The organism is Streptomyces sp. NPDC000878 (genome assembly GCF_053599695.1).
Window position 1 is genome coordinate 51,238 of sequence record NZ_JBSFMT010000065.1, and the last position, 12,538, is coordinate 63,775.

Sequence of the window (12,538 nt, forward strand, 5' to 3'; positions counted from 1 at the left end):
TCGGTCGTCTGCGGCGCCTTCGTGGCTGGTCGCGCAGTTCCCCGCGCCCCTTTGGGGCGCTCAGCGCGGTGGCGTCGCCGGCTGCTGGTAGTGGTCGGCGACCACCCGTGCCATGGCGCCGATCTTGTCGACGCCGACCTCCTTCGCCGAGAAGAAGACGTGCCCGCGCGCCTCGGGGTAGTCCTGGGCGAGGGTCAGATGCCTGGACAGCTCGGCCGGGTCCTGCCAGGCCGCGGGCTGCGCCGGGTCGCCCGCTTTGTACAGCGCCTCACCGACGTACAGCTTCGTGCCCGTGCCCTTCGCGGTCTCGGCCCACCAGGGCAGCAGCTTGGCGTAGTCGGCGGCGGCGAAGCCGATGTTCCAGTAGATCTGCGGGCAGATGTAGTCGATCCAGTTCTGCCGCACCCATTTCCTGGTGTCCGCGAACAGGTCGTCGTACGTCTGCACACCCGCCTTCGTGTCCGAGCCGAGCGGGTCGGTCGCCACGTTGCGCCACACGCCGAAGGGGCTGATCCCGAAGTCGGCGCCGGGGCGTACGGCCTTGATGCGGGCGGCCGTCTCCAGTACGAGTCTGTCGATGTTGTCGCGCCGCCAGGAGGCCCGGTCGGGGAAGGACCCGCCGCACTTCGCGTACTCGGCGTCGTCGTCGAAGGTCTGGCCGGCGACCGGGTACGGGTAGAAGTAGTCGTCCCAGTGGACGCCGTCGACGTCGTACTTCGCCACCGCGTCGAGCATCGCGTCCTGGACGAAGCGGCGGACCTCCGGCAGCCCGGGGTTGTAGTACAGCTTGCCGCCGTACGGCACCACCCAGTCCGGGTTCCTGCGCGCCGGGTGGGAGGCGACGAGCTTGCTCGGGTCGGTGTTGTTGGCGATGCGGTACGGGTTGAACCAGGCGTGCAGTTCGAGACCTCGGGCGTGGGCCTCCTCGACCGCCGTGCCCAGTGGGTCCCAGCCGGGGTCCTTGCCCTGGGTTCCGGTGAGGACCTGCGACCAGGGCTCGTACGGTGAGGGCCACAGGGCGTCGGCGGTGGGGCGGACCTGGAAGAACACCGCGTTGAGGCGCCGGTTCACCGCCGTGTCGAGGTGGGTGATCAGCTCGGCGCGCTGCTGGGAGGCGGTCAGGCCCTGCTTCGACGGCCAGTCGCGGTTGGTGACCGTGGCCAGCCACATGCCCCGCAGTTCGCCCGTCGCCCGCCTGCGGCCACGCTTCGACGCGCTCGGCTCCGCACCGGCCAGCGCGGCTCCCGTCACCGCCCCGCCCACCACGAGCGTCGACAGGGCGGTCACCGCGAACGCCCGCCGTGACATGCGCGCGTGCCGCGCCTTCCCACTCATTTCCGTACCTCCGGTATGCGCCGTGTCGGACAAGTCACAGACCGTCCGCACCCGTCCCGGGTCAGACTCCCATGGGAGGCCCGGACAATTGAGCAATCGCCGCCGAAGGTAACGTGCAGGTTTGGCGCAGGCCGGACGGCCGGTCAAGATGATCAGTGAAAGGGACGATGTGACCGACATCGAGCGGGTCGGAGTCGTGGGCTGCGGCCAGATGGGGGCGGGCATCGCCGAGGTGTGCGCCCGCTCCGGACTGGACGTGAAGGTCGCCGAGACCACCGGCGAAGCCCTGGAGTTCGGCCGCACCCGGCTGTTCAACTCCCTCTCCAAGGCGGCCGAGCGCGGCAAGATCTCCGAGGAGGAGCGGGACGAGACGCTGGCGCGGCTCAGCTTCACCACCGACCTGGGCGAGTTCGCGGACCGCGACCTGGTGATCGAGGCCGTCGTCGAGAACGAGCAGGTGAAGACCGAGATCTTCCAGGTCCTCGACCAGGTGGTGACCCGCCCGGACGCGATCCTCGCCTCCAACACCTCCTCGATCCCCCTGGTGAGGCTGGCCGTCGCCACCTCCCGGCCCGACCAGGTCGTCGGCATCCACTTCTTCAACCCGGCCCCGGTGCAGAAGCTCGTCGAGCTGATCCCGGCCCTCACCACCTCCGAGGGCACCCTCGGCCGCGCCCAGCTGTTCGCCGAGAAGGCCCTCGGCAAGCACGCGATCCGCGCCCAGGACCGCTCGGGCTTCGTGGTGAACGCCCTGCTGATCCCGTATCTGCTCTCCGCGATCCGGATGTTCGAGTCGGGCATGGCCAGCCGCGAGGACATCGACAACGGCATGGAGATGGGCTGCGCCCACCCGATGGGCCCCCTGAAGCTGTCCGACCTGATCGGCCTGGACACGGTCGCCTCGGTCGCCTTCTCGATGTACGAGGAGTACAAGGAGCCCCTGTACGCCGCTCCCCCGCTGCTCCAGCGCATGGTCGACGCGGGCCGGCTGGGCCGGAAGTCGGGCTCGGGCTTCTACACGTACGCGTAAATATCACCCAGCGTCACACTTGGGCATGCACGGGCCCGGCACCCTTCGAGGTGCCGGGCCCGCGGCATTCACACACCGTGTGCGCGCCGGACACGCATATGCCCCTCGCACACTCTCCCCACGCGCCCACCAGGCGAGTTGACTCATCATGCGCATGCAAGGGATGTGACGACTACGGAAAGGAGCGGACACGTGACCGCCGACCCCGAGCATCCCGTGGCTCATGGAGAACTCGCAGAGTTACGCCGCCGCCTCGATGTCGCGTACGCGCGCGTCGAGGGAGGGCTGGCCCTGCTCAGTCATCGCACGAAGGAGACGGACAAGGAAGTCGACGATCTGACCAACCGGGTCGTCCACCTCGAACACGCCCGATGGCCGTTGCGGGGCGTCGCGGCCCTCACGGCCCTCGGGGCACTGGCCGTGACGGTCTGGCAGGCACTAGGACGCTGAACAAGGCCATCTAGGTGTCCTGCCCGAGCCTGAGATGGTGCAACAGCAGTAGCGCGGCCGCCATGTTGGCGGCCGGGACCTCCCCGCGGGCGACCATGTCGGGGACGAGCTTGAGAGGGATCCACTCCCTGCGGTCCGACTCGAAGTCGTCCACGGGGTGCCCGATGTACTCACCCTCCTCGGCCCAGTAGATGTGGTGCCGGGCGTCGGTGAGCCCGTTGGACGGCTCGACGCTCATGAGGTGCCGCAGGGGTCCCGGTCGCCAGCCCGTCTCCTCCTCCAACTCCCTGGCCGCCGCGAAGGCGATGTCCTCGCCGTCCTCCACGACCCCGGCCGCGAGTTCCCACCCCCAGCTGTCGGTGATGAACCGGTGCCGCCACAGCAGGAGTACCTCGTTGGCCTCGTTCACCACCGTGGCCACGGCGACGGGCCTCAGCCGTATCAGGAAGTGGTCGAGATGCCGCCCGTCCGGCAGCTCGACATCTGCGAGATTGACCTGGAACCAGCGATTTTCATACACAGTTTGTTCGTTCTGTTTCATCCACTGCACGGTTCTGCCACCTTCCGCCGAGTAGATGGCAATATGGCAGCAGGAGCCTCCTGACAGCAGGCGCACAGAATGCGACTCACCGCGCGACTACCCACGAAGCCGCGCGCCAAGGGTGTTCCGCGAGGAGTGTCTAGAGCGGTACGCGCAGTGCCCCGTCGATCAGTTCGGCTGCCTCGGCCGTGCCCGCGCAGCCGTTGCGCACCAGGTGTTCGCGTACCGCCCGGAGTCTGTCGCGCAGCCGCTGGGACTCCATTCCGCGTGCCTGCTCGGCCATCTGCACCGCGGTGGCCACCGCCTTGTCGGCGTTGCCCCGGCGCAGTTCGATCTGGCTGAGCATCGCGAGCCGGTGCACTCTGCCCCGGTCGTGCGCCGGGTTGTCCACCGCGGCCGTCGCGTGCTCCCCCGCCGCCGTCAGATCACCGAGGCTCAGCAGCGCCTCAGCCACCTGGACGTTGACCAACCCCGGCTGGACATAGCCGGTCTCGTCGGGCTCGTAACCGCGCCGGATGCGTTCGGCGGCCTGCTCGGCCCGCCGGATGCAGGAGAGCGCGCTGCTGCCGTCGCCCAGGTGCGCGTACGCCTTGGCCTGCATCGCGTAGAGGTCGGAGGCGAGCGCCGGCGTGATGTGCTTGCCCGCGGCGCGCAGCGCGGCCTCCGCGAAGGCGACGGCCTGCCGGTACTCCCGCATGAACAAGGCCTGGTTGACGAGCAGTGCGATGACGTAGGCCCCAAGTCCCTGGTCCCCACTGGCCTTCGCGAGCCGCAGGGCCTGGTGGAAGTAGCGCTGGGCGAGCCCATGGGCATCGGAGTCGTACGCGCAGATCCCGGCGATGGCCACCAACCCGCCCGTGGCCCGGTGCAGTTGGCGGCCGGTGGCGTCGGTGTAGCTGCCGCGCAGCAGGGGCGCGGTCTCGGCGTTCAGGAAGCCGACGATCCGGGTGCGGGTCGCTATGCCGCCGGCCTTGCGGTACATCTGCTCGTAGTGGGCGCGGGCGGAGCGGAGCATCTCGATGTCGGCCATGCTGACCCGGTGCCGCCCGCCGCGCGACACGTCCACGTCCTCGGGCGGGTTCTCCCACTCCCACACGGGCATCACGGCGGGCGTGCCGGTGACGGCGGGGGCGCCGAGGATGTGCGGGCGCTGCTGTTCGTCGGAGCGCCACAGGGCGGTCGCCCGCTCGACGAACCCGGACAGCGAGGTACCGGCCGAGCCGAGCGGGCCGGAGGTGTCGCCGGACACGCCGAGGCCGATGTCGTCCAGTCTGACCGGGCGGTGCAGGCGGGCGGCGAGCACCTCGCAGATCAGGTCGGGCACCTGGCCCCTGGGCCGCTGCCCCTTCAACCACCGTGCCACGGCAGTGTGTTCGTACCTCAGGGCCAGTCCACGCGCCCGGCCCGCCTGATTGACGTGGGCAGCCAGTCCCGCGTGCGAGATGCCCGCCTCGTCGAGGATCGCGTCGAGCAGGGTGTTGGGCTGCATGTGCCCTCCGGTGGCTCTCGGTGCCTGCCGTGTCCGTCAGCGTAGTGTGTTCGCCTTCACACGGGGTGTGATCGGAGTACGTGAATCCGTAGCGTGTGCACTCTGTTGCGGAGAGTGCCTGTCCGGTTGACTGAAATGCCTCGCAAGAGGTCGCCGGGCCGCCGGCTCCCCCTCGTACAGTGCGGCGGCTCGGCCCGTTCAGCAGGGGTAAGTCCTGTTGTGGGTTGGCTGCGGGTAGTTCGTGGCTGGTCGCGCAGTTCCCCGCGCCCCTGAAAACTTGTAGCTCACGTGACTTGATGGGCAACGGGGTGTTCCTGCTGCCTTGGGACATGGCTGCGGTCGTTTCTCAGGACCAGTACAGCCACGTCGTCCGTCGGGGGGCCGTCGGTGTGTCGCAACAGGCGGGTGAAGATGGCCCGTAGGACCGCCTGCGGGGAGATCGGCTGGGTGCGGACCGCCTCTGCCAGTACGGCAGGCAGGGGAAAGAACCGGCCATGGGCATCGCGGGCGTCCTCGACGCCGTCTGTGTGGAGCAACAGGGACTCGCCGGGGAGGAGTTGGCCGTAGTGTTCGGCGGACAGTTCGGCCGGTAGCGGGAACGGGCCGAGCGGGGGCAGGGGTTCGCCGGACGTGAGTACGTCGACCCGGCCGCCGCTGAGCAGATACGGCGCCGGATGCCCGCAGTTGAAGGCCCGCACCTCGCCGTCCCCGCCGATCTCCAGGAGCAGTACGGTGACGAACTCCTCGGCGACCGGACTGTCGGGGTCCAGCGCGGCCGAGGGCCCCGCCGAGGGATGTTCGGCGCGTGCCCGCTCGCCCAGGTGTCGGGCCAGCGCCCGCTCCAACCGCCGCAGTACGCTGCCGAGTTCGGGCTCGTCGTGCACGGCCTCACGGAAGCTGCCGAGGACGGCGGCGACGGTCCCGATCGCGCCGATGCCATGTCCGCGCACGTCACCCATCACCACCCGTACACCGTGCTCGGTGGCGATGACCTCGTACAGGTCACCGCCGACCACGGCACCCCGGTCGGCGGACAGCTGGGCGGCGGCGACCCGCAGCCCGTCGATGCGCTGCGGCAACGGACGCAGCAGCACGCTCTGCGCGGCCCCGGCGACCTGCCGGGCGAGCCTCAACTCGCGTAGCAGCGCCCAGCGGACGTGGAATATGAGCCCGGTCCCGACGGCGAAGAACACGGCACTGGTGACGATCCGCGCCCCCAGTCCCTCCTGTTGGGCGAGCGGACAGGTCAGTTTGTACGTGATCGCCGTGGCGCCCCACGCGGTGGGCAGCGCGAGCGACAGCACCCGCCGCCGACGCCGGCACCCCGGCCTGCACCGCCGCCGCACACCAGTCTTGATACGGATCATGCCGACGGCCCCCCAGTCAGGCCCTGACAACACAAATCGGACCGGTCCCGAAAGACCGGTCCGATTCTGTCGACCACATGCCCCGAAGGGACCACTTCGCCCGAACTTGTCACCCGAAGGAGTGAAGTGACCGATGGGGGGAGGGGGGTAGGGGGCGCAGCCCCCACCCCCCTCCAGGGGCGCGGGGAACTGCGCGACCAGCCACGACGGACCCGCAGCCGAAAACCGCCCACCCCAACGCCACTAGCTACGCAACACCGCTCCCGTCCGCTCCCCCGCAAGAGCAACCGCCGCATCCCGAGCAGCAGAAGCCTCATCAACGGTCAGCGTCCGATCAGCCGCCCGGAAGCGGAGCGCGTACGCGAGCGACTTCCGCCCCTCCCCCAACTGCTCACCGCTCTCGTACACATCGAACAACCGAAGCGACTCCAACAGCGCCCCCGCCCCCTCCCGCAACGCCGCCTCGACCGCCGCATGCGGAACCTCCCGCGCGACGACAAGCGCGACATCCTGCGTGGCAACAGGGAACGTCGAGATCTTCGGCCCCTTGGGCACGCCAGAACTCGCCGCCTCCAGCTGGTCCAGGTTCAACTCCATCGCACAGGTGCGCGCGGGCAACCCCAGCGCCTTCAGCACACGCGGGTGCAGCTCACCGGCGTACCCGATGACCTGCTCGGCGCCGTCGATCACGACGACCAGCGAGGCGCAGCGGCCGGGGTGCCAAGGCCCGTACTGGCCCGCGCGGACGAGGAGTTCGGTGCCCGCCTCCGCCGCCAGGCTCCGCGCCGCCTCGATCGCGTCGGCCCAGTCGGCCGGGCGGCCCTTGCCCCACCAGCCGGCCTGCTCGCGGGCGCCCGCGAGGACGACGGCGGCATGCCGGGGCTGGACGGGGAGAGCGGCCGTGAGCGACGCGATCTCCTCGTCCGTGGGGCGCCGGTCGACCGGAAGACGCCCGGCGATCAGCAGCTCGTCCTGCGGGTGGAAGACCAGGCCCGTCTCGAACAACGCCAGGTCGTGACTGCCCCGCCCGTCATTCCGCCGCAGCGCGCCGAGCAGACCCGGCAGCAGCGTCGTACGGAGCGCGGGCTCCTCGTCCGACAGCGGGTTGGCCAGCTTGACGACCTTGCGCTTCGGATCGTCGGCGGCCAGGCCGAGCTGGTCGAAGACGTGCTCGCCGATGAACGGGTAGTTCAGCGCCTCGACGTAACCCGCCCCGGCCAGTGCGCGGCCGACGCGGCGGTGCAGGCGCTGCCGGTCGGTCAGGCCGCGGCCCGCGGGGGGCTTCGGCAGCGTGGAGGGCAGGTTCTCGTAGCCCTCCAGGCGGATGACCTCTTCGGCGAGGTCGTTCGGGTCCGTCAGGTCGGGGCGCCAGGACGGGACGGTGACGATCAGTTCGTCCTGCCCGTACACGTCGCAGCCGACCTCCTGGAGACGGCGTACGACGGTCTCACGGCCGTAGTCGACGCCCGCGACCTTGTCCGGGTGGTCCGCCGGGATGGAGATCGTGCGCGGCGCGGACGGCGCGATGACCTCGGTGACGCCCGCGTCGGCGGTGCCGCCGGCGAGGAGGACCAGGAGGTCGACCGTGCGCTGGGCGGCGGCCGAGGCGGCCTGCGGGTCGACACCGCGCTCGAAGCGCTTGGACGCCTCGGAGGCCAGCTTGTGACGGCGGGCCGTGCGCGCGATGGTGAGCGCGTCGAAGTGGGCGGCCTCGATGACGACCTCGGTGGTGGTGCCCTCGGTGTCGTCGATCTCCGTGTTGGCGCCGCCCATGACGCCCGCGAGGCCGATGGCGCCGCGGTCGTCGGTGATGAGCAGGTCCTCGGGGTCCAGTGTGCGCGTGACACCGTCGAGGGTGGTGAGCTTCTCGCCCGGCTCGGCCCGGCGCACACCGATCGCACCCTGGACGCGGGAGCGGTCGTACGCGTGCAGGGGCTGGCCCAGCTCCAGCATCACGTAGTTGGTGATGTCGACGGCGAGCGAGATCGGGCGCATGCCCGCCTTCTGGAGGCGGCGCCTGAGCCAGATCGGGGACTGCGCGTCCGGGTCGAGCCCGGTCACCGTACGGGCCGTGAAGCGGTCGCAGGCGAAGGGGTCGGAGACCTCGACCGGGTAGCCGTACGCGTTCGGGGCCGGTACGTCGAGCAGGGCCGGGTCGCGCAGCGGGAGGCCGTAGGCGATGGCCGTCTCGCGGGCGATGCCGCGCAGGGACAGGGCGTACCCACGGTCGGGGGTCACGGCGATGTCGAGGACCTCGTCGACGAGCTGGAGCAGCTCGATGGCGTCGGTGCCGACCTCGTGCTCCGGCGACAGGACGATGATGCCGCCGCTACCGTCGTCGCCCATGCCCAGCTCGTCGCCTGAGCAGATCATGCCGTGCGAGGTGTGGCCGTACGTCTTGCGGGCGGCGATCGCGAAGTCGCCGGGCAGGACGGCGCCCGGGAGGACCACGACGACCTTGTCGCCGACGGCGAAGTTGCGGGCGCCGCAGACGATCTCCTGGGGCTCACCGGTGCCGTTGGCGGTGCCGACGTCGACCGTGCAGAAGCGGATCGGCTTCTTGAAGCCCTCCAGCTCCTCGATGGTCAGCACCTGGCCGACGACCAGCGGGCCTTTGAGGCCCGCGCCGACCTGCTCGACGGTCTCGACCTCCAGGCCGACCGAGATGAGCTTCTCCTGGACGTCTCGGCCGGTCTGCGTCGCCGGCAGGTCGACGTACTCCCGCAGCCAAGAAAGCGGGACCCGCATCAGATCTCCATCCCGAACGGCCGGGTGAACCGGACGTCGCCCTCGACCATGTCTCGCATGTCCTCGACGTTGTGGCGGAACATCAGCATCCGTTCGATGCCGAACCCGAAGGCGAATCCGCTGTACTTCTCGGGGTCGACGCCGCACGCGACGAGCACGCGCGGGTTGACCATGCCGCAGCCGCCCAGCTCGATCCAGCCCTCGCTGGAGCATGTCCGGCAGGGGCGGTCGGGGTTGCCGACGGACGTGCCCTTGCAGACGTAGCAGAGCATGTCCATCTCGGCGGACGGCTCGGTGAAGGGGAAGTAGTTGGGCCGCAGCCGCGTCTTCATGTCCGAGCCGAAGAGGGACTGGACCATGTGGTCCATGGTGCCCTTGAGGTCGGCCATGGTCAGGCCCTCGTCGATGGCGAGGAGCTCGATCTGGTGGAAGACGGGGGTGTGCGTGGCGTCCAGCTCGTCCGTGCGGTACACGCGGCCGGGGCACACGATGTAGACCGGCGGTTCGCGGTCGAGCATCGAGCGGGCCTGTACGGGCGAGGTGTGCGTCCGCAGCACGACACCGGACTCGTCGCCGACAGTGCCCTTGGGGCCCTCGACGAAGAAGGTGTCCTGCATCTGCCGGGCCGGGTGGTCCGGGGTGAAGTTCAGGGCGTCGAAGTTGAACCACTCCGCCTCGACCTCGGGGCCCTCGGCGACCTCGTACCCCATGGAGACGAAGACGTCCGCGACGCGCTCCATGAACGTGGTCAGCGGGTGGCGGGCGCCGGCCTGCACGCGGTCGTACGGCAGCGTGACGTCCACCGCCTCCTCGACCAGCACGCGGGCGTCCCGATCCGCTTCCAGCTCGGTCTGGCGGGCGGCGAGCGCCTTGCTGACGGCGCCCCGGGCCTGGCCGACGAGCTTGCCCGCGGCGGCCTTGGCCTGCGGGGGCAGCGCGCCGATCTCGCGGTTGGCGAGGGCCAGCGGCGAGGTGCCGCCGGTGTGGGCGACCTTGGCCTCCTGGAGCGCGTCGAGGGAGTCCGCGGCGGCGAAGGCGGCGAGCGCCTCGTCCCGCATGCGCTCGATCTCTTCCGGTTTCAAGGCCTCGACCTCTACAGGGTCGTACGACTTATTCGGTGCCGACATCTCTTCCCGTGCTTCCGGTTGGCTGGCGGATGGTCCCCGTCGTCTACGGCTCGGAGACGAATCGTCCACAGAGAGGGACGCAAAGGTGCCAAAGGCCGAGTCTAACGGGGGTGTGGTGTTCGAACGCGCCCGTGGGGCCTCGTCGGCGTTACTGAAGGTACGCCGGGGTGCTCACGGGCAACATAAATCGGAACTCGGCGCCGCCGCCGGGGGCGCGGCCGACCGTGATGGAGCCGCCGTGGGCCTCGACGATGCCCTTGACGATGTACAGCCCGAGGCCCGTGCCGCCGCGCTTGCTGCCCCGCCAGAAGCGGGTGAAGACGCGGTTCATGGACTCCTCCGGGATGCCGGGCCCCTCGTCGCTCACCGTGACCGACGTGGCCGTGTTCTGGTCGGTGTCCCCCTCACGCGGGGACAGCGCGGCCGTGACCTCGATGGTGACGGTTCCCTCGCCGTGGCGCACGGCATTTTCCAGCAGGTTGCTGAGCACCTGATCGATCTTGTCGGGGTCCGCCCAGAGGGCCGGCAGGGGCTGCTCTATCCGGAGCAGGAAGCGGTCGGCGGGCTGGCCCGCGGCCACGTAGGCCTGGATGTGGCGTCCGACGGCGGCGCCCATGTCGACGGGCTGGCGGCGCAGTTCGAGCCGGCCGGAGTCGATGCGCGAGATGTCGAGCAGTTCGGCGATGAGCCGGGTGACGCGGTTGGCGTCGGCGTCGACGGTCTCCAACATCAGTTTCTTCTGGTCGTCGGTGAACCGTTCCCACTTCGCGAGCAGGGTCGCGGTGAAGCCCTTGACGGAGGTCAGCGGCGAGCGCAGTTCGTGGGCGACGATGGCGATCAGCTCGGCGTGGCTGCGCTCGGTGCGGCGGCGGGCCTCGGTGTCGCGCAGGGAGACGACGACCCGGTGGATCGGCCCGGTGGGACGCGTACGCAGATAACGCGCCGAGACGAGCACTTCGCGCCCGCCGGGCAGCAGCAGGTTCCGCTCGGGCTGGCCGTTCCTGATCGCGAGCCCGCCGTACGGATCGGTCAGCTGCCACCAGCGGCGGCCTTCGAGGTCCTCTAACGGAAGGGCGCGGTCGAGCCGCTGGCCCAGGGCGTCGGCGGCGCGGACCGCGGTGATGCGTGCGGCGGCGGCGTTGAAGCAGATCACCCGGCCGTGCTCGTCGGCGACGACGAGACCGTCGGGCAGGTCGTCGGGGTCGATGCCCAGCTCGGCTCCGAATCCGGCTCCGGGCCGGGCGGGATCACCGTGCCGGGAGGCGGGTTCGCTCCGCAAATCCCGTGCCCCCAGTGTTCCGCTCGTGCCGACAGTCATCCCCGTACCCCACCTCTCGGACTGGCGCAGTGGGCCCCCGAGCCCGTCACCCTACTAGCTCTCGGTGACGGAGCGGCACCCTCCGGAGGCGCGCTGTGCACGGGCGGACGCGTAGAGACATACGGCGGCGGCGGTCGCCAGGTTCAGGCTTTCGGCCTTTCCATGGATCGGAACGCGCACGACAGCGTCGGCCAGCGCGCGCGTCTCCTCCGGGAGCCCCCAGGCCTCGTTGCCGAACACCCAGGCGGTGGGCCCGCCCATGGTGCCCTTGTCCAGCTCGTCGTCGAGGTCGTCCGCACCGGCTCCATCGGCGGCCAGAATCCGCACGCCGGCGTCCTTGAGCCCGGCCACGGCCTCCTCGACGGGCACCCCGACGGCCACGGGCAGATGGAACAGGGAGCCCACGGAGGCGCGTACGGCCTTGGGATTGTAGAGATCCACAGACGCATCGGTGAGTACGACGGCCTCGGCACCGGCGGCGTCCGCGCACCGCAGGACGGTGCCGGCGTTCCCCGGGTCGCGCACGTTCGCGAGGACGGCGACGAGCTTGGGCCGCGCCTTGAGGATGTCCTCGAACGGGGTGTCGATGAACCGGCAGACCCCGACGAGGCCCTGCGGGGTGACGGTGGTGGAGATGTCGGCGATGACGTCCTCGTCGGCGAGGTGGACGCGGGCGCCTGCCTCGTGTGCCTCCCCGACGATGTCGGCGTACCGCTCCGCGGCGTCGACGGTGGCGAACAGCTCGACGAGCGTCCCCTTGCCGTACACGGCCGCCTCCCGCACGGCCTGCGGCCCCTCCGCGAGGAAGAGCCGGTCCTTCCCCCGGAAGTTCCGCCGGGCTAGCCGCCGCGCGGCGGAGACGCGGGCGGAGCGGGGGGAGATCAGCTCGGGGGTGGCGGGCATGTGCGGCACCTTCGGGGTCGAGTGGGATGGGTGGTGTGTCGGGTGCGGCGCCGTCGTGGCTGGTCGCGCAGTTCCCCGCGCCCCTGAAAGACGAAAAGCACGGGGCCCAGCCCCTGCTTTTCAGGGGCGCGGGGAGCTGGGTCGCGACCCGGGACCTCCAACTCCTGCGCTATCCCGAGAAGTCGGCGATCGCGCAGCCGGTGGCCGCGGGCTGCTACCTCTCCACGTAC

At 70.5% G+C, this 12,538-nt stretch carries 10 protein-coding genes and 1 pseudogene; 3 read left to right on the forward strand and 8 right to left on the reverse strand.

The genetic code is table 11. The features are described 5' to 3' along the window. Nucleotides 1–60 precede the first annotated feature (60 nt). Nucleotides 61–1,308 carry a glycoside hydrolase family 10 protein gene (locus ACWDR4_RS38670; protein WP_450415490.1) on the reverse strand — a complete coding sequence of 416 codons (1,248 nt, stop codon included), beginning with the start codon at nt 1,306–1,308 and terminating at the stop codon, nt 61–63. Between the two features lie 175 nt (nt 1,309–1,483). Here ACWDR4_RS38670 and ACWDR4_RS38675 point away from each other — a divergent pair, with 175 nt between their 5' ends. Together ACWDR4_RS38675 and ACWDR4_RS38680 are read left to right on the forward strand one after the other, a co-directional pair. Next, complete coding sequence (locus ACWDR4_RS38675; protein ID WP_450415491.1) at nt 1,484–2,365, forward strand: 3-hydroxybutyryl-CoA dehydrogenase; 882 nt, start codon at nt 1,484–1,486, stop codon at nt 2,363–2,365. 192 nt (nt 2,366–2,557) lie between these two features. After that, nucleotides 2,558–2,815, forward strand: coding sequence for a hypothetical protein (locus tag ACWDR4_RS38680; protein WP_450415473.1), 258 nt, complete (start codon nt 2,558–2,560; stop codon nt 2,813–2,815). Between the two features lie 10 nt (nt 2,816–2,825). Here the strand turns inward: ACWDR4_RS38680 and ACWDR4_RS38685 are convergent, their stop codons facing one another. The 7 genes from ACWDR4_RS38685 to ACWDR4_RS38715 all read right to left on the reverse strand — a co-directional run bounded on the left by ACWDR4_RS38685 (nt 2,826) and on the right by ACWDR4_RS38715 (nt 12,308). Then, entirely contained in the window at nt 2,826–3,365 is a 540-nt protein-coding gene (locus ACWDR4_RS38685; protein ID WP_450415474.1) for an NUDIX hydrolase, read from the reverse strand. Between the two features lie 130 nt (nt 3,366–3,495). Next, nucleotides 3,496–4,845 (reverse strand): transcriptional regulator, encoded by a 1,350-nt coding sequence (locus tag ACWDR4_RS38690; protein WP_450415476.1) that lies wholly within the window; start codon nt 4,843–4,845, stop codon nt 3,496–3,498. Between the two features lie 284 nt (nt 4,846–5,129). Further along, nucleotides 5,130–6,212, reverse strand: a complete 1,083-nt coding sequence (locus ACWDR4_RS38695) for a PP2C family protein-serine/threonine phosphatase (RefSeq protein WP_450415478.1) — start codon at nt 6,210–6,212, stop codon at nt 5,130–5,132. A 243-nt stretch (nt 6,213–6,455) separates the two neighbouring features. Next, on the reverse strand, nt 6,456–8,960 hold the full coding sequence (gene pheT, locus ACWDR4_RS38700) for a phenylalanine--tRNA ligase subunit beta (RefSeq protein WP_450415480.1): 2,505 nt from the start codon (nt 8,958–8,960) through the stop codon (nt 6,456–6,458). Next, nucleotides 8,960–10,087 carry a phenylalanine--tRNA ligase subunit alpha gene (pheS, locus tag ACWDR4_RS38705; RefSeq protein WP_450415482.1) on the reverse strand — a complete coding sequence of 376 codons (1,128 nt, stop codon included), beginning with the start codon at nt 10,085–10,087 and terminating at the stop codon, nt 8,960–8,962. The genes pheT and pheS overlap by 1 nt, the downstream gene beginning before the upstream one ends. Nucleotides 10,088–10,235: 148 nt before the next feature. Then, the gene (locus ACWDR4_RS38710) at nt 10,236–11,405 is read right to left on the reverse strand and encodes an ATP-binding protein (RefSeq protein ID WP_450415483.1); all 1,170 of its coding nucleotides are present in this window, start codon (nt 11,403–11,405) and stop codon (nt 10,236–10,238) included. Between the two features lie 54 nt (nt 11,406–11,459). Then, nucleotides 11,460–12,308, reverse strand: a complete 849-nt coding sequence (locus tag ACWDR4_RS38715; RefSeq protein ID WP_450415484.1) for a TrmH family RNA methyltransferase — start codon at nt 12,306–12,308, stop codon at nt 11,460–11,462. 26 nt (nt 12,309–12,334) lie between these two features. Between ACWDR4_RS38715 and ACWDR4_RS38720 the strand changes: the two are divergent. Next, nucleotides 12,335–12,538, forward strand: a pseudogene (locus ACWDR4_RS38720) (hypothetical protein); the annotation flags it as partial.